We start from the raw sequence: 21,187 nt of genomic DNA on the forward strand, positions 1-21,187 counted from the left end.
TCACTGCTGTCCGGTTAAAAATCCGGAATAACTGGGAAGTGCCTGTCCCTGTTGGTTTACAGTAAAATAGAAGTTGTCGAGACAGCTATTTCACAGACCAAGAGAGACAGGCATGAAGCATCATAACAGCGTTTTCCAACAGTTGCTCAAAGTCATTCCCCGCCACCAATTCCAGAAGGTGGTTGACCGTCACAATGGTGATCATCGGATCAGAACTCTGTCATGCTGGACTCAGCTGGTCGCCATGATGTTTGCTCAACTGGCCAGTCGGGTCTCGATTCGGGATTTAGTTGAGAACTTCAACACCTGCCACAGCCACCATTACCATTTGGGCGTCTCTCGCATAAAGCGCTCTTCACTGTCGGACGCCAACAGTCATCGGTCCGCCAGCATTTTCTCAGAGACTTTTTTCTTTCTGCTGCAAAAGGTCAGAAGCCATCTGCCACGGGGAGCGGCCAGTGACATGGTACGTCTGATTGACTCCACAACCATCGACTTGAATGTAAACCAGTTTGAATGGGCTCATTTCAGGAAAACCAAGGGCGGCATAAAGCTGCACACGGTTTATGACCCGGAGGCAGATACACCGACCTTCTTCGAACTGACCAGCGCCAAAGTGAATGATCGTAAAGCCGCTCAGAACCTGCCCATTATGGCGGGTGTTACCTATGTTTTTGACCGGGCCTATGATGACTACAGCTGGTATTACGAGATGACCTGCCAGGGTACTCTTTTCGTTGGCAGAATGAAGAGCTCTGCGGTCTACGAAGTCATTGAAACTCGTGCAACGAAGGAAAACTTTATCCTTGAAGATCAAATCATCAGGCTTTCTTCTGACAAAGGCCGTAAAGACTGTCCAACCTACCTGAGACGAGTCAAAATTCACCGTGAGGAAGACGGCAAAGTACTGGTATTTATCAGTAATGACCTGAAGAGAACAGCGGTTGAAATTGCTGCCCTGTACAAATCTCGCTGGCAGATTGAACTGTTCTTCAAGTGGATTAAACAGAATCTGAAGATTAAGCGGTTCATTGGCAGAAGTGAGAACGCAGTGAAAATTCAGGTTCTGACAGCAATGATTGCCTACCTTCTACTACGCCTGGCCCAGATCACAACACGCTGCCAGCTGTCGTTACAGCAAATAGCCAGGAGAATCAGTCTTAACCTGAGCTGCTGTCACTCTCTTATGGAGTTATTCAGTGATCCGCCGGAGAAAAGTGGGGTCGGCTTGCTCCAGAATCAGGGGAGTCTGGAACTTGGATATGTTTAACCGGACAGTAGCGATATTCAGTAACTTCATCGACAGATGTAGCAAACATAAACTTCTCAATGACTTGCAGACTATCTGAGCCCGTCTACTTTATTCCAGACATTCATTAGTTTTTAAGGATCTCTGGTGCTTTCCAAAATTCAGGCCGTCTGTGCTTTCTGCCTAGCTCTTTTCCTGGGGCAAATAGCTACAGCTAACTCTTCTTTTTCGGATCTGGATAAACTTTATAACGACTCTTCACCTTCATGGTGGCCAGAATACCAAACCATACAAACCGACCTCAAAGACCTGAGGGTTCAGGATGCCAGATTGGGGCTGGAGAGCCTGCTGAAACGATACTCAGAGGATGAAAATACTTTCACGTTTCTGGTTTTACGTTATCTCTGGCTAACAGACACCGACGGCTGCAGTTTTCTGTCCAGCCTCTCTCCCACACCGGAATACTGGCTAACCAGCGCCCAGCTGTTCTGCCATTTTATGAAGGACTACCGCCAACACCTCAAGGCGGATTCTCAAACATCCAGTATTACACTGCTCTACCATTGGTGGGCAGGAATTCCCTCTCAGCATATTTTATTGGCAGATAAGGCCCTGCAATCTTTCAAAGTCTTTAAAAGTGAGCATGAAGACAGCCTGCTGTTAATGACCTTCATCAGTATTGTAAAACTGTCGGGGTATACTCCCTGGTGGGAGGTTGAGAGAGACTGGGACACTTTTCATGAAGCCAGTGACAGTAACTTCAATAGATTTCAAGCGCACTTGCTTCTGACCTATGAACTCTATCAGCACTGGTTATGTTCTGATGCCAATATTGAGTAGTCACTTCCAGGCATTAAAGGCGTTGGTGGTTTTAACCGGATGCCCGATAGAAGGGATGGCACGGTCAGAATCAGGTACGTAAGTCTCGACTGCATGGATGCAGGAGGTAGGGCAACGCAGGAGCCGTTGCCGAGGGTGCCTGAGCAATGAGTCAGAAAGTATGATTTCATAGGGTTGGGTACTTACTCCTTATAAATGAATATATTTCTTGGAAGAAATGGGACTCACCAAACTAGAAAAAGAGCATCAGACATGAAATATCCAGAAATGTATGAAGAGCTAATTGGCTATCTCAACCATCTCAGAAGCAATACTTGTCGGGGTGCTTTGCCTAGGAGGCTGACCGAGAATAAACAGTCCGGCCTAAAATCCAGAAAGAACGGCCATCTTTTCCACTGAATTTGCTTAAATAGGTCAACTATTCGCACAAATTCAGTGAAAAAGCTGACTCGTTCTACTGAATTTTATGCTCGGACGCTATTCTCGGTCAGCCTCCTAGAGCTCGATACAATCTTTAAAAAATACGGCACAGAACTCGCAGACGAAGAATATATTAGCCTGCCTGAATGGGAAAAGGTTCTTGATGCTGCTAAACCAGACAAACAGACACCTTGATGCTCCACTTTCAACTCTCCAAAGTATTTCTGGGTCCAACAGGCCGCCAGGCCGGTGAGATAACATTGGGCATTTCCGAGCGGTTCAGCAAAGGAGCCTTGCACAGGGCGAACTCTCCGTAGCGATGATTGACCTGATCAATAGTCGCCAGTAGCTTTTCCTTTTTAACATCCTCTTCTGAGAACAACTCTCCTTGCCCATGTCTGGGCCGAGGATCCAGAGCTCCGACATGTACCTGATGCACTCCGTGGCTTCTCTCTCCTTCATCCCAGTAAACATTCAGGAAAAAATCTGCCAGTGCCATGATCAGGTCGCCATCGGATGTCGGGGTTGTGGTCTTCAACTTTTTGCTGACCCAGCCTCTGGGCGTATTCACTCCAATAGAGAACAACTGTGCATCAAAGTCATAACGTCTGAGGCGGGCGGCCACTTTCTCACACATATGCAGCAGATAGGTTCTCAGGATGGTCTTATCCCGAGTGTCTGGTGGAATCACCTTGCCGTGCCCGATGCTCTGAGGGACTCCCACTTCTTTATGCAGTGGCTCCGGGTCCATGCCCTGTGCCATCAACCAGATACGTTTACCCAGATTGCCAAAACGTTTGCCCAACACACTGATGGGGACTTTCTGCATATCACCACAGCGATGCACTCCGTACTGAGCCAGGTAACGGCCAATGCCCGAGCCTACTCCACACAGGTCGGTAACCAGTACACCCGACAAGGTTTCACGAGCCTTGTATGGGTGCACGATAGTGAGACCATCCGGCTTCTGCTTTTTAGCCGCCCATTTGGCAGTCGTTTTGTCACCACTGATGCCCGCTGAGCACAACAGGCCCGAAACTTCAAAAACACAGGCTTTGATCCTGCGACCGATCTCCTCTACGGAGCAGTCATAAAGTGACTGACAACCGGTCAGATCAAGAAAAGCCTCATCGACCGAGAAGATTTCTACTTCCGGGGTGATGCTTTCCAACGCTGACATAATACTGGAAGAAACCTGGGCATAACGGTAAGGCCGGGACGGAGCCTGAATCAGATCAGGCACCAACCCTCTGGCCTCGCGTAACCTCATACCGGTTTTGATGCCCCGAGCCCGGGCCTCATAAGAGGCGGTGATGATGCAAGTCCCTGTTCGGCCATTGGTGACACAAACCGGCTTATTCTGCCACTGAGGCCTATCAAGCTGCTCAATGGAAGCAAAGAAAGCGTTCATGTCCACCAGCGCAATCATTCTGGGCCAAGACTTGTCTTTTACAGAGATACTGTTCATACATACAGTATTATTCACATAGAGTTTCTAAACAAGTCCCTCTTTGATTGAATTTTTTTATCAGTCCGGAGATTTCATTAAAATGTCCTCCTTTTATCTGTGGACTTTTAAAACCCCCGAATATACCCATCGCCTTTCAAGATGCTACGTTGTTGCCAGCGTTCGCTCACCCTGATCACCTACTACTTATAGGCTCTCAGGGCTTCGCTCACTTGTCGCCTAGTAGCATCTTGAAATCCAATGGGTATATGACTACTGATGGGTATATGACTACTGATGGATGCTAAACGAGAGTGACATTGTAGAGTCATCGAGTTTCGTCAGCGCTGCTGACAGAGATGTTATGCAATTCACTGCCTGAATTTCGTACGATCGGCTCTACATTGGTTCACACAGGGAAGTAGCCATGTTCAAGCGCGCACATGCCAATAGCCAAATAAAAGCCACCTTTCAGATCGTACTGACACTCCTCAGCTTTTTCGGCTTCAACGAAGCCGTTCTGGCCGTCAGATACCGTACTACGATCTACATAAGCCATTTCGACGCCCGGATGGCCGTTGCCCATACCGGTATGGAAACGCCTGCTTTTTCTGGCTATGCGTCTTCAGAAACAGATGCCTATCTGACCGGAGATCCCGACAATATGACATTCAACGAATCGCCGCTAAAGCTGTTGGAAGAGTGCTGAACACTCAAAGCTGGAGTCAGGCAGCAGTACAGATCTCGTTATAGGAATGGCCGGCTACGACTTTTATCGCCGAAAGTCAGCTCCTGCATCCAGCAAACTCTCAGAATATCGCCACCTGATGACCCAGAACTGCCCGGCCAGCAAAAACCGGGAAGCTTACTTCACCTGAATGGCAAGGGTCCTGTTCAAGGAACACGGGATTGCCGTGGACAATGCAAAGGTGGTGGACGACCATACCCTGATGGCCGCCAGTGCCCAGAGCCCAACTGAGAATTCTTTTTCAGGCAGTCATTGAGCAACCACTGGCCACCATTATCAACATCAAGCAGAGCGAATATTACCCGGGCCAGAATCCGGAGCACCCTATCGTCATTCTCGGAGAGTTCTCTGCGGACGTGCTGGAGAAAGAAGAAAACAGAGACCTGCTACTGCAGAGCCTGCCGAAGGAAGCTCGCTGCCGGGTGAATATTGTCCCCGGAGACACCTTCTTCCATAACCTCTCAGGCGGTGGTCTGCGCATTCTGGAAAAAGCTCGTTAGGCCTGCTAACCGGGCTGTTATTAAGAAACAGGAGAAAGACAGATAAGCTGGTCATAGATAGCAGGAGTCGTTAGAACAGAAGACAGTGATTCAACCTCAGGTGTCTGCAGCCAAGACGCCCAGGAAACCACAGCCATCACGAATTCCTCGTCCAGTGGCCAAGCCAAAAAAGAATCCGGCTGTCACGACTGAAACCCAACAGGAAACAACCAGGAAAAAGCCTGATCACGCGTTTATGACAGCTCTTTCCAAGCCTCATCACATCCCCTTGAATACTCCGGGAGCAGAAGTGGCAGACCGTTTTCAAAAGAACATTCGCACTGTGGTTTTTGGTACTAAAGATGAGCAGAAGCCCAAAGCACAACTGAAAGAACTCTCTTCGGATTTTCTTGAAAGACAGAAAGCCCTGAGCAAAGCCAAAAAGAAGTATGAGGATGATCTGAAAGCCCCTGTGCCCAGAAGCAAAAATGGCAAGGTTAACCCCGAAACCACCAGCCGATTGGCACAACCCAAACACACCCGGACAAAGGGTGAGAAGAAAGCCATTCGCGACTTTACTCAACAAGAGTTTGCCAGCCACGCTTTTCCAAACCTGTATCTGAGACAGGATTTTGAAAAGAATCGCCCTCTGGAAAGCCAGAGTAGCCGAAAACCAGGGTTAGCAGCATCACAGTGAAATAATTTAGAACACTCCTTGTTGCCAGGACTCGCTCCTGGTTTTTTTTGCCTGACCAAAACACACATCTCGACTACTCAACTCCACGACCATTGGGCATTTTGCCAGTTCCGGATAAACTAGCTGGCTTTAATCATGAGAACAGAGCGCAGTCCATGGAAAAGAATTTCTGCAGTGACAACTGTTCAGGCGTCAGCCCTGAAATCATGCAAGCACTGGCTGAGGCCAACCAGGGTCATATGCCTTCCTACGGAGGGGACTTATTGACTCAGGAAGCCGATACCCTGATCAAGGCTGCTCTGGGCCGAGAGTGTGATATTTATTACGTCTACAACGGAACGGCTGCCAATACCCTGGCCTGCAAATCCGTGCTGCGTAGTATCGACAGCATTATTTGCCCTGACAGTGCTCATATCTTTACCCATGAGGTCGGAGCTCCTGCCAATGCCACAGGCAGTAAAATCATTACGCTCCCCGCCATCGACGGAAAAATCAAACCGGAGCAAATCCGAACGGCGTATGAGCAGGAAACCTACTGGGGACCTCATGCTACCCGTCCAAAGCTGGTCTCAATCACCCAGTCAACGAAATGGGGCACCTTTTACTCTCTGGAAGAACTGGCTGCGATCAAGGCTGTATGCGAAGAGACTGGCATGCTCCTGCATGTAGACGGCTGTCGTGTTTACAATGTCATAGTGGCCATGGACTGTTCTCTGGCAGAACTCTGTCAGCACATTGATATCCTGTCACTGGGAGGCACCAAGAACGGCCTGATGTTCGGTGAAGCCTTGGTGTTCTTCCATCGCGAAGCAGCCGATGGCTTCCTACACCTGCGTAAACAGGGACTGCAGCTTCACTCCAAAATGCGCTTTATTTCTGCTCAGATGAAAGCACTTTTTACCAATAACCTTTGGCAAAAAAATGCTCAACAAGCAAACCTGATGACAGAAAGACTGGCCGATGGCTTGCTGAAACATCCGGACATCAACCTCTATTGCCCAGTACAAACTAACCAGTTATTCGTAACGATGCCCAGGACACTGGCGGATAAACTGATGGCCGAAAGAGCTTTCTACCCTAATGGGCCTGAGTGCTATCGAATGGTGACATCATTTGATACAACAGAAGAAGAAGTAGACGGGTTTATAGCGACTGCGTTGAAAGAACTGTAAGTATTTACTAATCAATCGGGATAGGGCGTAGCCTCACGGCTACGCTCCTCCCACAACACCCAGCATACGGGTCCGTACTGGGCGTTTCGGCCAGTTAAGCGGCCAACAATCTGATTAAACCTAACTTATCAAACCAACTATTGGGTAGCGCCATGTGTAACGCAGGACTCCGGCTCACTCGCCAATGTCCTTTTCCTGAAGCTACCGTTTGCCTTGTCAGTTTGTCACTGATTCCCTGCTTTCGCAGTTCCTTGTACCGCTTTGGGCTTCTTTTCCATTGATACCAGAGCAGACTTCGCAACCGCCTTCTTATCCAGCAGTCAAAGTGTTCAAACTCTGTACTGGTCTCCACTTCTCGGAAGTAGTTCTTCCATCCCTGCAAGTACCTGTTGAGTCCTTCCAATCTCTGCTCAAGGGATCGACCTCCCTTTCGGGTTAGCTGTCTGATTTTATCCTTGAAGCGCTTGCCACTCTTTGTCGCAAGGGTTTTCCTGCCGTCTCGGGTAAAACTGTATCCCAGAAAGGGGCGCTTCCATGCACGATCAACCGCACTCTTTGTATGATTGACCTTCAGTTTCATTTTACCCTCGATCAGCTTGACCAGACTGGCCATCACCCTTTCCCCTGCCTTCTTACTTTTAACAAACACACGACAGTCGTCAGCGTACCGAACAAATCGCAGTCCTCGATTTTCGAGCGTTCTGTCAAGTTCGTCCAACACTATGTTTGAAAGTACAGGAGACAGGGGACCTCCCTGTGGAACACCCTCCGCTTGCGGTTTTACCAGCCCGTTATCCATCACTCCGGACTTCAGGAATCGACGAATCAAACGCAATACATCCTTGTCCTCTATATGCTCTGCCAACTTTGCCATCAGTCGATCATGGTTGACCCGGTCGAAAAACTTCGACAAATCAATATCCACCACCCAGTTGTAACCATCCTTCATATACAGCTGAGCCTGACTGATAACCTGATGTGCAGACCTATAGGGCCTAAATCCGTAGCTGTAAGCCGAGAACCTTGGCTCCCACTCTGCCTGCAATACTTGTTGTATTGCCTGCTGCACCATTCGATCAAGAGCTGTTGGTATACCCAACTTTCGCTCTCCACCGCACGGCTTGGGAATCAGAACTCTTCTTACTGGAGTGGGTTTCCACAACCCTCTGCTCAAACACTGCCTCAGTTGACGACCATGCCCTTGTAAATACGTGAACAGGTCTTCCACTGTCATGCGGTCAATGCCTGCCGCTCCTTTGTTGCGTTTTACTCGCTGAAAGGCTTTCTTCAGATTATTGGGGTGGGCGATGCGTGCCATCAGGCTTGCATCGCTTGCCGGGCTTTCGTAATCCTGTGATGCCGACACAACCTCAGCCCTCATAACGTCGCAGCCTCCGGTTCCGCCGTGACCACTTGGCATGAGTTCCAGTGTTTGCTGGATTTGTCTGCGTCCGGTGTATCGAATAACAGAAACTATTCACCACTCTGTACCGTTCAGGCCTTCACTGACATTCGCCAGCTACTATGCCGTCTGCTGACTTCTGTATGGCGATCAGACCACCTTACGATAGCCTCAGTCCGAAATATCAGACACCACACAGACCTCCCGAGGTAAGTCACACCGCCTTCGCCGCACAACCGCCAGATCTACTGCCTGAGTGTCCGGATGAGTATGGACTTCGTCATCATACGCTGACTCGTCCTCACGCAGACAGCCTCATATCTGATTTCTGTTCGTCGGCTCGCGGTTTTGCTCCACACTGCCTTCAGCCTGCACCTCACGATACAAACCTTGTGCTTCGCTAGTCCTTCGCCCTCATCTGGCTGGACAGGGGACTTTCACCCCCAAGCTGTGTGACATGCTCGGCACACATAAACGACAATGGCCTTTTGGCCGTTGTCGACTATGACTATTGAACGGGAACAAGCTGGCGTAACATTAACTCAATACGTCCCAGAGACGCCTTGAGTTCGAGCATACCCGACTCCATCGTTGTAAGTCTTTTATGTTGATCGTCCAGACAGCGTTCAATAGCTTCAAATCGAACAATCATATTGCTAAAATTCTTGTTGCTCTGCTTGGCAAAAGAACTGATTTCGTTTTCTACCTTTTCAAACCGTTGATCCACTCGCTCAAAGCAAGCGTCTATAAAATCAAAACGCTTATCATGCTCGTCAAACCTGAAATCGTGATCATCAAACCGCTGGTTGATTTCAATAAAACGCTCATGCAATTCATACCTGAGAACGCCCATGTCACTGTCCACCCGTTTGACATCAGCATCATTATTCGTACCTTCCCTAGCACTCGACCTTCATGCAATACTTTAAAAGACAACAAAAACAACAGACAAGAGAACAGGATGTTCAGGAGAAGTCTGCCGTGAACAGTTCAAAAAGAATACTGATTATCGGGGGTGGCATTTCCGGTCTGTCTGCCGCACTCTGGTGCCAGCGTCAGGGCTTGCAACCACTGATCATCGAACAGACACCCCGGCTTGGTGGGCAGCTCCACCAGATACACTTGCCCCTGGTCGACTACCCTGGCTTCAAGGGTACCGCTTCAGAGCTTCTAGAGACTTTAGTGGCACAAATTAGTGAGCAGGATATTCACTATCGCTTGGGACAGAGCATTAAGCACATCGATTACAAGAACAATGTTGCCTATACAGAAAATGAAAGCCTGACCTACTCTGCTCTCATAATGGCTACAGGCAACCGCAAGCGGGCATTACCACAACTCAAACCGTTTATGGGCAGACACGTTCATATGACGGCTACCGGCGTTATAGAGCAGCTCAAGCATCAGCATATAGCCATCATTGGTGGTGGCGATGGTGCCTTTGAAAACGCTTTACTGCTGGCACCCTCTGTCAACAAGGTTGACATTCTTATACGATCCGGGCAACCCAGGGCAAGACAATATTTTGTCGAACAAGCCCGACGGATCAGCAATATAAGCCTTCACTACCAGCAGAAAGTTCAGTATTTCAAGGATGAACCAACGTTCAGAGGACTGCATCTGGCACACAGTATTACCGGAGAAGAGCAGAGGCTCGAGTGCGACCAGGTGATTATTAAATGCGGTTATACTCCCGCTCAGGAGTTATTGCCAGAGTCCCTGTTGCCCCCGGAAAACGGCTTGCAGCTGGATGATCAGAACATCTGGGTCATTGGTGATGTCAGAAACCCGATTGATCCCTGTATGAGCGTTTGCATTGGTGAGGCGGCAAGAGCTTCGCGAGAAATATCTCGATACCTGGAACCTATCGGATAACCTTGTGAGCCAGACCCTGCTGACTTTTTCCGATTTACTTTCCGGTTTACTGTTGATCTGCTCCGGAGCACTGCTATACATAAACGCTAAACGTTTTTCATAATCCAACTCTACTCTGTGCCTTACCACAGACTGCCTGGAAACCCATGCGCCTGAAACATTGTCATAACACCAGTGACTTCCGGGCGCTCGCCCGGCAACGGCTCCCCTCTCCTATCTTTCATTACATTGATGGCGCAGCAGACGACGAGTCCACACTGAAAAGAAATACCGAAGCCTATTCAAACTGTGACCTGGTTCCCAATGTGCTGAGAGGGGCTGAACAGGTTGATCTCTCAACCCGGGTTATGGGACTGGATCTGGATATCCCACTGTTCTTATCCCCTACGGCCCTGCAGTGTCTTTTTCATCATGAAGGTGAAATGGCTGTAGGCAAGGCAGCAGAACAGTTTGGAACCCTTTTTGGTCTGTCCTCACTGGGCACTACCAGTATAGAAGACATTGGTTCAACCATTAAAACCCCTAAGCTGTTCCAACTCTATGTGCATAAAGATAAAGGGCTGACACGCAATATGATTGACCGCTGCAAAGCAGCAAATTTTGATGCCATGGCCCTGACCGTCGACACCGCAGTAGGCGGCAATCGAGAAAGAGATCTTGTGACCGGTTTTACTGTCCCTCCCAGGCTAACGGTAAAAAGTTTGCTGAGTTTTGTCAGCCACCCGACCTGGGCCCTGAATTACTTTTTACATGGTGGATTCAAACTGCCTCAACTTGAAAACTACGTCAGCGAAGGCTCCAGTATCCCCCTTTCAATCGCCAACTATTTTAATACCATGCTGGATCAGAGCATGGACTGGCAGGCAGCAGAAGAAATTGCCCGATACTGGGGCAAGCCCTTCGTACTCAAAGGTATTATGTCCGTTGACGATGCACGCAAGGCAGCAGATATCGGTGCTGCAGCAATCATGATTTCCAACCACGGCGGCCGCCAGCTGGACGGTTCCCGATCACCTTTTGATCAATTGGCAGAAATTGTTGATGCCACAGGTGATCGGATTGATGTGATATGCGACGGAGGTATACAACGGGGAACCCATGTTCTCAAAGCTCTGTCGCTGGGTGCAAAAGCGTGCTCTGGTGGCCGGTTGTATCTTTATGCTCTGGCAGCTGCAGGAAGCGCGGGGGTTCACAAAGCCCTTGCCAACCTGTGCAGTGAGATGGAACGTGATATGAAACTGATGGGCTGCAAAAACATTTCAGAACTGAACCGAAGCAATCTCCGGTTCCGGTAGTTGACCGACACACTTACATTATAATCTCAGGATTCAGCAAAGTAATTTTTCACATTGGCTCTTTTCATTATGATACAGGCCAGCATTCCACTTAGCCCACCAAAGACCAGAAAGACAGCCGGAGATGACATATTCCCTGTCACCCGAATTAACTCTATAGCCAAGATAGGCGTGATACCACTGAACAAGGCAAAGCTGAGGTTATAGCAAAAGGCAATGCCTGAATACCGGACATGTACCGGAAAGATAGAGGCCAAAGTCAGTGGAGCGATCCCTGCAACCCCTCCACGCAATATTGAGCCCAGACACATAATCAAGATCACGTGCGCGGTACCATTGACCAGCCAGCCAAATATGGGCCAAGCTGACAGAATCAGCATCCAGGAAGCCAGTAATAATAATGTTCGTGTTTGAAACCGTTCTGATAACAGCCCCATCATCAGAAACACCAGACTCGAACAGACCCCACCCAGAGCATTGGCAAGAGCCACATCACCCGGATCATAATGTAAAAGATGGGATAGATAGCCTGGAGTAAACAATAAAAGCAGAGGCACACTGGTAGCGATGGGAACAATCATCAAAAAGCCACACAGCAGGGGCATTCTGAAATGTTTAAACAATGTTTTGATAGGCACCCGTGAACGTTGCTGGCTTTCATAGATCTGTACGAACAGCCTGGACTCCTGAAAACGCCTGCGAAACAGGTAACTGAAAATACCAAACAGTCCTCCCAACCAGAAAGGAAAGCGCCAACCCCACTGATTCATCGCATCTTTCGACAGAACATCCAGTAGCAAAGCATGCAACATCGAACCAAATACCGCCCCCAGCACCAGCGACATAAACAATAGCGCCATTACCATGCCACGGCGGTCCTCCAACGTTTCACAGAGAAATGTCATGGCTCCGGGAACTTCTCCCCCAATAGAGAACCCCTGAATGACTCTCAGTGTTACCAGAAGAACCGGAGCCCAAACACCAATTTGTGCATAAACAGGCAGGCAGCCTATCAATGCCGTCGGCAGGGCCATCATTAAAATAGTTATGACAAAAACCGGTTTTCTACCTTTCCTGTCCCCCAGGTGTCCGAAGATGATACCGCCAACAGGGCGAGCAAGATAACCTGCCGAGAACGTTGCAAAAGAGGACAAAAGAGAAAGGTAAGGGTCCTGATTGGGGAAAAACTGATCAGCGATATAACCCGCCATCAGGGCATAAATAGCAAAATCGTAAAGTTCAAGAAAACCGCCCAGTGAAGTCACCAGAACTAACTGTCGGTGTTCAGGTTTAAGAGAGTACGAAGTCATATTTCCCTGCTTATGCCAGACTGACAGATAAACGACAATGTTTTTTCACAACCAGTGCAGCACCCGCTAAACCACAAAGCCCACTGAAGCGTCCCATTATTAGGTATTTGACGCTCCAGTGTAGACCATTCGTTTACAACCAATCGGTCAACATCACACCTACACTGAGTCGATTGACGCTGGCATTGTAATCAATCAGGCTTTCTCCATAGCCATTAAAATACTGAACATAACCCCGGAAACGATCACTCAGAGGAAAGGACCAGTCGAGCTGAACCGCTCCTTTATTATCGGAAGATCGCAGGTTATTTCTGAACATCATGGAAATTTGGTGGTCATCCAGTTTATAGCCAAAATGAAGTTCACCATTACCCATGTACTTTTCAATATCTGGATTATCATCCCCTTCGGTATTGTTAGTATCATTCGGATCTTTTTTCGATTCCGGAATCCGGTACCAGGGCTTGAAACTCATGTAAAAGTTGCCTTTCTCCAGCAGGAAGTTCATGTAAACCCGATTCCAGCTGCGTGAAAGACTGCCTGTCCGGCCATTGGACTGATGAGACAGGCCGGCCACCACCGCTCTCAAATCCATTCCCAGAACGGAGTAATTAACAGGAAAGACCGCAAAAACTTCCGGTTCATGATTGGTTTCCCTGAACGGTGCCGAATTACCGTTGTATGCCTGCCACCAGGAGGTATTGGTATAGGCAACATAAACATTGCCATAATCATTCCATAAACCTTCCCAGACAGGGGCTTTCAAACTCAGCTGAAACTTGATTTCAGTAGACGTCAAGTCCTCACCCACTGCCCTGTAGGGTTCCTTGTTGACATTACTGTTCCAGGATACCGGAAGCACATAATTAGGACGATGAGGCGTTATCACAAAGCGGTTATCGGTAGCCAGCCTCTCCCCTCTGGCTCGTTCATCAAACGCACTCTCCTCAATTTCCAGAGCCATATCAGAGTCATCAGCCACTACCGGCAGCTGATCTTTCTTCGATGCCTGATGACTGCACATGGCTCTTGCTTCGGCCATGGTCGTCTGACCATCTGCTTCCATAGCCTGCTTCAGGAGACATTGCTCAAAGGGGGTTGATCCAAAAGCCAGAAGTGGCGACAGACTCAGAACCAAACCTGCCACCCGCAAAGATCCCTCTATGGGCACGACAGGTGTCATATTATTTTTCATAGCCGAAAATCTTTTTCTTTCTATTGAAGCCATGATCTGAAATGCCACTGAGAGTCTTGGAATAAAAGCTGTTCGTCACAGGGCAACCCGAAAATTTACTGCCTGAATGAACATAATTCCATGACAGCACAATCTCAACTTTTTTCTGGAACTACGTTATCAACAATAGTCTCAGAGCGCATGGGATAATCAGGCCAGGCGATAAATAAAGCCATCAATCCTAAAACACCGATCGCTGAAACATAAAATGCTGGCCCCATATTCGTACCCGTGAGTTGCACCAGAAGAGTTGAGCTGAAGGGTGCAAGACCGCCAAATAAAGCAAAACCAAAGTTATAGGTGGTGGCCACGCCGGTATAACGAACTTCTGTTGGAAACAGTCGAATGATCATGGGAGGTAGCAAGCCTGAAGCAATGGCCGCAAACAACCCGCAGATCACCATCATCCTGCGGATATGAATATCATCACCCATAAAATACTGGAAAGCAGGGATCGCAAGAAAAATGACGGCCAGAGCCAGGCAGGCAGCCAACAGTTTCCTGTTGATCAAGTCTGTGCACAAACCGGCCAATAGAGAGAAAGGAGCCAAAATTAAAAAAGCCACTGCGGTATGCCAGGCCACTTCTCCTTTGGGCAGCCCCAACAATATACTGAGGTAACTGGGCATATAAACACCAAACACTGTGACTGTAGAACCACAAAGTGCCATTAGCAGAAAACCACAAAGCAGCCCCTTCCGATGTTGTTTCAATAGCACCAGCAACGGAATGCTGGATCTTTGTCGAACCTGATCCAGCGCCATGAAAAAGCCCGACTCCTCAAACCGTTTCCGGATCTGATAACTGAGCAGCCCCAACAGACCTCCAATCCAGAAAGGAATCCGCCACCCCCAGCTGGCCATGACCTCTGAGCCTAGTGACTGGTTCAGCAGACCATGAACAAATGTACCCAATGAGATACCCACCATCAGGGCCATAAACAGAATACCAATCATTAACCCCTGTCGCTGCGGTGCACTTTCACCCAGATAAGTAATGGCGCCAGGCAATTCGCCTCCCAGAGAAAAGCCCTGAAATATTCTGCACAGAATAAGCAGAATGGGAGCCACTATTCCAACCTCATGATACGTTGGCAGGCAACCTATCAGAGCCGTCGTCAGGGCCATCAGGGAAATAGTAAGGGTAAAGGTTCGCTTGCGACCCAGACGATCGCCAAGATGTCCGAAAAACAACCCACCCAGCGGTCTTGAAAGATACCCGACAGCAAATGCAGCAAACGTGACCAGCAGCGAGGTCACATTGTCCGATGCAGGGAAAAAGTTATCGGCAAGATAACTGGCCATCAGGGCATATATAAGAAAGTCATAAAGCTCGAGCATGCCTCCCATGGAAACGGCCAGAGCCAGTTTATACTGTTCGCTGGGGGCGGTAATGCAACGTGGCATAAGTCACTCTGATTAGTGACCGGAAGCTTAAGCCCGAAAGGCTTCTAGGAGCCTGTCCGAGAATAGACAGGTCGGACTAAAATCCAGAAAGAACGGCCCCTTTTTCCGATGAATTTGATTGAATAGGCCCACTATTCGCACAAATACCTCGAAAAAATGGCCTCGTTCTACTGAATTTTATGCTCGACCACTATTCTCGGTCAGGCTCCTAGGAGGCTGACCGAGAACAGACTGACCAGCCTAAAGTCCAGAAAGAACGGCCATATTGTCCACTAAATTTGCAGAAACAGATCAACTATTCGCACAAATTAAGTGAAACATCTGGCACACTCTACTGAACTTTATGCTCGGACGCTATTCCCGGTCAGGCTCCCGAATCTCCTGGTCAGTGTTGTTAAACCATCAAGTGACTCAAGACTAGACCAAAAATGAAGGAGGGATTGTTCGTCATGAGCCAGCGCTACACCATTGGCAAAGTTCAGTCCTTGCATCAAGGTGGTCACTTCACCGCTGGCAGGATCCAATCTAAAAAGACGACCATGACCACCATGTTCCATCAGATCCAACAGACTGGCCGGGTAACTGCCGCCATTGGCCTGGGCACCGAATTTGCTGGAAGCTTCTGAAAAATAAATACGCCCCTGTCTGTCAATATCAAGATTATTGGCATACACCAGAGGCTCATCCTCCACCTTGTCCAGCAGAGTGGACAAGGTTCCATCTCTCGTCGCTTTCAACAGCCCCTTATAGGCGTCGGCAATGATCAGGTTTTCATCCTTATCCAGAGCAAGCCCCAGTGGCCGCCCCAACTGACCCACAAATACTTCTGGCTTCCCGGTTCCGGGTTTCATTTTTAGAATCTTTCCCTCGTGAACCGAAATATACAGCCAGCCTTCTGAATCCATAACCAGATCTTCCGGGCCGGTATAAGGGGCAATGTCCAGATACTCCAGATCAGACAGCTTTGAATTGACCTGATAATGCCCTTTGTATCCGGGATTATCAGGTACCTGCCAGGCAACCGGGCTAATAGGGACTGGAGATAAAAGCAGATAGAACAAGCCTGCCAGCATCAACAGGGCAATCAGCAGAGAACATTTTTTTATCATGAGCGTTTTGTAATTATTATTGTTTGGATTGTTCCCTATTTAAACAGAACTCACCTTAAAAAAAGAACTAAGGATTTGTCTTGAAATAACTTCCCGATTAAAACATGAACTCCGTTCACCCTGAGCCTGTCGAAGGGTGGTGGCTCTGGGCTTCGACAGGCTCAGCCCGAACGGGGGGCAAATAAGGAAGTTATTTACGGACTATTCCTAAAAGGAATGAAACAGATTGAATCCACTGAATACCTACCCTTTATCTCCATAGGGCGTTAGCGGTGGAAAGTGTTCATCAAAGTTAAGTGTCCTCTGAAAAGCTCCCTGTAATTGCTCCACAGCTTTCTCCAAATTCTCTAAAGCATTGTCAAAGTCACGATCCACCTCACAAACGTACTTTACGTCGTTGACGGTTAATAGCGGTAATCCCGGCCGGGCTTTTGTATTCGACAAATGACTTTTAATGTAACTGCCCCGCATTCTGAACAACTCTTCCAGATCCACCTGAGAATTCACCAGTGCCTGACAAGTAGCAAGAAATGATGTCATTCTCATCAACACCATTTCACTGCTGGTTCTTAAATCACCTTCTGAATCAGGCAGTGAGAAACTATCAATGATGGCTGTTGCTCTTTCTAATATGCCAAAAAGTGCCTGTTGCAGCTGGGGCAACACCTGAATGGCTGCAACAAAAGCTTTATCATTCGGGCTCGAAATAACCTGACCACTTTCAAGGCATCGGGCGTAAGTTTGAACGTGTTTCCGGTGCTCTATCACCTTCCCGAGCCGCTCATTACCGTCTGCCAGACAGGCCTCACAGATCCCCAATTTAACAGACTGCTTTTGGTCAGCAGAAAGCTGAGGCTGCTTGAGTACTTCACGAAGCAGGAACAAGGCTCTGGATGGATTCTGGTCACGCCCCATCAATAAACGGGAAGCTTCGGCTATTGATGACTCCACAGTATCAGAACGAATAGCAGAATCTGTTTTTCTCTTTACTTCTGGCTCTGACTGCTTTTCATCGCCAGAATCGTCATCCTGATATCCAGAGATCTGGCTATGTGGCGTTGTACTTGAAATGCTTGGTTTGCTTACACCTTCTTCCTTCATCTGCTTTAAAAATGCATCCAGTTCCGCTTTTTCCCTGAGTCTGGCTTTTTCGGCACGGTCTTGATAAATCTGCAGAACAGACATGGCCTTCTTCAGGCTACAGCGACTATCTGCTATTTCGTCAGAGTCAATATTTTCCGGCAGCTTACCGTCCATCACGTTTTTCAAAAAACCATTTTCCAGACTGGTCTGAATGGCATTCAGACCATCACTGGCGACTTTCAACTCAAAGTAACTGCCTTGACCCTCATCAAGCACACTCGAAAACTTTGCAGCCATGGCAACGACTCGTTCAAGTAATTTAAGGCAGGTTTCAGTGTTATAGTGGACAAAGCATACATCTACACCTTCCAGGGCCGCAGGAAAGTCATAACCTCTGTCAACCAGCGCCACATAGTGCAGGCGATCCAGCCAAAACTCCCTCGCTAACTCAGAATCAACGCCCCCCCAGGCGACTGGCAAACAATCATCAACCACGCTAATGGACCTTCGACACATTTCCTGCAGGAGGGTTTTACTGGTTTCTGATGGACAAAAATGAATCAGATCGGCAAACAGTTTGGCGAAAAGGTTCAAACTATGAGAGACCCTTTGCATATGATCCAGACAGGGCTCCAGAAACGTTTCTTTTTCGATACCGTATATTGTCACCAGTTTACGAAGCTGTTCCAGCTCAATCATGAGCACGACATAGGGATTCAGATACTTCTTGATATAGGGCGTAATGCTCGGTACATCAATACTCTGGACGTTTGCCCTTATATCTTCAACCAGAGCTTCAGCCCTGGGCAGCATTTGTGATTTCAAATGACAAATGGACAGTCTTATAATCTGATGCTTGCCTGTATGAAACTGAATCGCTTCGCGCTTCAATACAGCAAGAGACTGTGCTTCATGCGGGTTCTCTGACAAGTACTGCTCATAATCCTTGATCAACTGTAAAGCCTGGTCTCTCAGTTCTGGCTTCTTGTGCAATGGCAGTTTCTCTCCAATAGCTTTACACTGTTTCATCTGCTGATCCAGTGCTCTGCCCCTGTCCACCAAATCATCAAGCTGTAGCGTCATGACTACACTCTTCATTGCCTTATCAACCATGTGTGCTTTTTCTGAGGGATTGCCACGACTGATTACTCGTCTTTGTTCTGAACCGCTGTCTTTTGGAACGCGAAACCTTTTTTCATCCAGAGAAAGTTTACTCTCTAACTTTCCTTGCTCTAGTTGTGTATCTCTATCAAGCATTTTTTTTTCGATGCTAGTCTGATGCGGCATCATTTCCGGAGATGTTGGCTTTTGGGGAATGGACTTCGATGCTCCAGATGGGCAGGCAACTGAAGCACCTTTTGGAGCTGTGTACGTTTTCTTACCTTTCTTTGATTTTTTTTTGTTAGCGCTTTTCTGTTTATCATCAGCTAAAGCCCCCTGAAAACACTCAAGAGGTTTATTACCAGCGTCATTAGAAGGGATCATGTTTAAGTCCTTTTTATAGTTACTCATCCTGTGACTTCGTGTGCGGAATAATGTTCCTGATATGACTAACCAACCTGTAAGAGCTTCTGACAAAAATGCATAGGACTATCTCAGAAGAAGCCTTGAAACATAGCTACCGATATACTCGTTTAGAAAAATAAACCCTGATGTCATAACCGCTTCTGCCGACAGAAGACTCAATTACCGCAATCTAACAAAGGACTCTGAGTATGGATATGAGTATGAGCATGGAGCTGCTCGATCATGAATTTGTAGCTTTCATTACGGCCATCCTGCAAATCATGGCCTCGCTGTTTATTTTTCTTCTAGGCATGGGGTTTGTAGCCATCCTCTTCATGTATCTGGCCGACAAACATCAAACCAGCCATACCATCCGCAGAAACTACCCGGTCATTGGCCGGTTCCGATACTTTTTTGAGCATGTCGGTGAGTTCTTTCGCCAGTATTTCTTTGCCGGTGACCGCGAAGAAATGCCTTTCAACCGAGCTCAGCGATCATGGGTCTACCGTGCTGCAAAAAATGTCGACCGCACTGTCGCCTTTGGTTCCAGCAAACCGATTCGTGAACGGGGCTCTGTGCTCTTTCTGAACTGTCCATACCCAACTCTGTCAGAAGACGCCAAGGAAACGGCCAGCGTATTGGTCGGACCTCATTGTGAAAAACCTTATCGCCCTGCGTCTATTTTCAATATTTCCGGCATGAGTTTCGGCGCTCTTTCCGTTCCTGCTGTTCAGGCTCTTTCGAATGGGGCCCGAATGGCTGGCTGTTGGTACAACACCGGAGAAGGTGGACTCTCTCCTTACCACCTGGAAGGAGGCTGTGACATTGTCTTCCAGATAGGTACGGCGAAATATGGTGTGAGAGACGAGCAAGGGAACCTGGATGATAACCGTTTAAGAGAAGTGGCTGCTCATGAGCAGGTGCGCATGTTTGAAATCAAGTTGAGTCAGGGAGCCAAACCCGGCAAGGGTGGCATTTTGCCTGCAGCCAAAGTGACGGAAGAGATTTCAAAGATCAGACTGATACCTATGGGTGAGGACTCTATCAGCCCCAATAGACATCCGGAAATCAATTCTACCGGTGACCTGCTGGACATGATCGATAGAATCAGAACCGTTACGGGTAAACCGGTGGGCCTCAAGTTTGTGCTCGGTGCAGACAACTGGCTTTATGACCTGTGTGATGAAATTAAGAAAAGAGGGCCAGAGTCAGCACCTGATTTTCTGACCATCGACAGTTGCGACGGCGGTACTGGTGCGGCCCCCATGGCGTTAATGGATGATGTTGGCTTACCGTTAAGCGAAAGTCTGCCTTTTGTTCATAACCTGCTGATGGAAAAAGGCCTGCGAAAGCGCATTCGACTGATCTGCTCCGGAAAACTGATCAATCCTTCCGATGCGGCCTGGGCACTGTGCATGGGAGCTGACTTTATGGTGTCTGCCAGAGGCTTCATGCTGGCGCTAGGTTGTATACAGGCCTTGCAGTGCAACAAAAACACTTGCCCTACCGGCATCACAACTCACATTCAGAAACTGCAACGCGGACTGGTCCCTAAAGATAAAGCAGAGAGAGTGGCCAGTTACCACGAAAATCTGGTCCATGATATTGAGCTGATCGCTCATTCCTGCGGCGTGGATGAGCCACGAAAGCTACGCCGTTACCATGCCAGGCAGGTGATGGAGAATGGGCAATCTATTTCATTGGATAAACTACACCCTTATCCGAAAAAAGAGCAGTAAAAACAGAAAAATAGCAGAAAAGTGATAGGTCACCGACCTGCTATCAGACGCTGTTATACCCATTGGATTTCAAGATGCTACCAGGCGACAAGTGAGCGAAGCCCTGTGAGCCTACAAGTAGTAGGTGATCAGAGTGAGCGAACGCTGGCAACAACGTAGCATCTTGAAAGGCGATG

At 48.1% G+C, this 21,187-nt stretch carries 17 protein-coding genes; 9 read left to right on the forward strand and 8 right to left on the reverse strand.

Going from position 1 to position 21,187, the window contains the following annotated elements:
- The first annotated feature begins 112 nt into the window (after positions 1–112).
- Together GZ78_RS01205 and GZ78_RS01210 are read left to right on the forward strand one after the other, a co-directional pair.
- Positions 113–1,270: an IS4 family transposase gene (locus GZ78_RS01205; RefSeq protein ID WP_034832110.1), complete on the forward strand. Its 1,158-nt coding sequence runs from the start codon at positions 113–115 to the stop codon at positions 1,268–1,270.
- 126 nt (positions 1,271–1,396) lie between these two features.
- Entirely contained in the window at positions 1,397–2,089 is a 693-nt protein-coding gene (locus GZ78_RS01210) for a hypothetical protein (protein ID WP_034832113.1), read from the forward strand.
- 625 nt (positions 2,090–2,714) lie between these two features.
- On the opposite strand, the gene GZ78_RS01215 is transcribed toward GZ78_RS01210, so the two are convergent.
- The gene (locus tag GZ78_RS01215; RefSeq protein WP_201772632.1) at positions 2,715–3,995 is read right to left on the reverse strand and encodes a DNA polymerase Y family protein; all 1,281 of its coding nucleotides are present in this window, start codon (positions 3,993–3,995) and stop codon (positions 2,715–2,717) included.
- 388 nt (positions 3,996–4,383) lie between these two features.
- On the opposite strand from GZ78_RS01215, the gene GZ78_RS01220 reads away from it, so the two are divergent.
- From GZ78_RS01220 to GZ78_RS01235, 4 genes are all read left to right on the forward strand, one after another.
- Positions 4,384–4,665 (forward strand): hypothetical protein, encoded by a 282-nt coding sequence (locus GZ78_RS01220; protein ID WP_034832117.1) that lies wholly within the window; start codon positions 4,384–4,386, stop codon positions 4,663–4,665.
- A 251-nt stretch (positions 4,666–4,916) separates the two neighbouring features.
- Positions 4,917–5,204, forward strand: a complete 288-nt coding sequence (locus GZ78_RS01225; RefSeq protein ID WP_034832120.1) for a hypothetical protein — start codon at positions 4,917–4,919, stop codon at positions 5,202–5,204.
- 85 nt (positions 5,205–5,289) lie between these two features.
- Positions 5,290–5,880, forward strand: coding sequence for a hypothetical protein (locus GZ78_RS01230; RefSeq protein WP_034832123.1), 591 nt, complete (start codon positions 5,290–5,292; stop codon positions 5,878–5,880).
- Between the two features lie 155 nt (positions 5,881–6,035).
- Positions 6,036–7,052: a threonine aldolase family protein gene (locus GZ78_RS01235; protein WP_034832126.1), complete on the forward strand. Its 1,017-nt coding sequence runs from the start codon at positions 6,036–6,038 to the stop codon at positions 7,050–7,052.
- Between the two features lie 94 nt (positions 7,053–7,146).
- Here the strand turns inward: GZ78_RS01235 and ltrA are convergent, their stop codons facing one another.
- Positions 7,147–8,472, reverse strand: coding sequence for a group II intron reverse transcriptase/maturase (gene ltrA / locus GZ78_RS01240; RefSeq protein ID WP_201772633.1), 1,326 nt, complete (start codon positions 8,470–8,472; stop codon positions 7,147–7,149).
- Between the two features lie 490 nt (positions 8,473–8,962).
- Positions 8,963–9,307 (reverse strand): hypothetical protein, encoded by a 345-nt coding sequence (locus GZ78_RS01245; RefSeq protein ID WP_152558485.1) that lies wholly within the window; start codon positions 9,305–9,307, stop codon positions 8,963–8,965.
- A 128-nt stretch (positions 9,308–9,435) separates the two neighbouring features.
- On the opposite strand from GZ78_RS01245, the gene GZ78_RS01250 reads away from it, so the two are divergent.
- A complete protein-coding gene (locus GZ78_RS01250) occupies positions 9,436–10,329 on the forward strand; it encodes an NAD(P)/FAD-dependent oxidoreductase (protein WP_034832130.1) in 894 nt (297 codons plus the stop codon).
- A gap of 146 nt (positions 10,330–10,475) precedes the next feature.
- Positions 10,476–11,624: an alpha-hydroxy acid oxidase gene (locus GZ78_RS01255; protein ID WP_034832132.1), complete on the forward strand. Its 1,149-nt coding sequence runs from the start codon at positions 10,476–10,478 to the stop codon at positions 11,622–11,624.
- 26 nt (positions 11,625–11,650) lie between these two features.
- Here the strand turns inward: GZ78_RS01255 and GZ78_RS01260 are convergent, their stop codons facing one another.
- The 5 genes from GZ78_RS01260 to GZ78_RS01280 all read right to left on the reverse strand — a co-directional run bounded on the left by GZ78_RS01260 (position 11,651) and on the right by GZ78_RS01280 (position 19,251).
- Positions 11,651–12,934 carry an MFS transporter gene (locus GZ78_RS01260; protein WP_034832133.1) on the reverse strand — a complete coding sequence of 428 codons (1,284 nt, stop codon included), beginning with the start codon at positions 12,932–12,934 and terminating at the stop codon, positions 11,651–11,653.
- A gap of 133 nt (positions 12,935–13,067) precedes the next feature.
- Complete coding sequence (locus GZ78_RS01265) at positions 13,068–14,129, reverse strand: phospholipase A (protein WP_236631461.1); 1,062 nt, start codon at positions 14,127–14,129, stop codon at positions 13,068–13,070.
- A gap of 134 nt (positions 14,130–14,263) precedes the next feature.
- Positions 14,264–15,574 (reverse strand): MFS transporter, encoded by a 1,311-nt coding sequence (locus tag GZ78_RS01270; RefSeq protein ID WP_051785710.1) that lies wholly within the window; start codon positions 15,572–15,574, stop codon positions 14,264–14,266.
- A gap of 341 nt (positions 15,575–15,915) precedes the next feature.
- Complete coding sequence (locus GZ78_RS01275) at positions 15,916–16,683, reverse strand: SMP-30/gluconolactonase/LRE family protein (protein ID WP_051785711.1); 768 nt, start codon at positions 16,681–16,683, stop codon at positions 15,916–15,918.
- A gap of 243 nt (positions 16,684–16,926) precedes the next feature.
- Positions 16,927–19,251, reverse strand: a complete 2,325-nt coding sequence (locus GZ78_RS01280) for a hypothetical protein (protein WP_152558486.1) — start codon at positions 19,249–19,251, stop codon at positions 16,927–16,929.
- A gap of 236 nt (positions 19,252–19,487) precedes the next feature.
- Between GZ78_RS01280 and GZ78_RS01285 the strand changes: the two genes are divergently transcribed.
- Complete coding sequence (locus GZ78_RS01285; protein WP_201772671.1) at positions 19,488–21,011, forward strand: FMN-binding glutamate synthase family protein; 1,524 nt, start codon at positions 19,488–19,490, stop codon at positions 21,009–21,011.
- The last annotated feature ends 176 nt before the right edge of the window (positions 21,012–21,187 follow it).

The sequence above is a fragment of the Endozoicomonas numazuensis genome (assembly GCF_000722635.1).
Classification (GTDB): domain Bacteria; phylum Pseudomonadota; class Gammaproteobacteria; order Pseudomonadales; family Endozoicomonadaceae; genus Endozoicomonas_A; species Endozoicomonas_A numazuensis.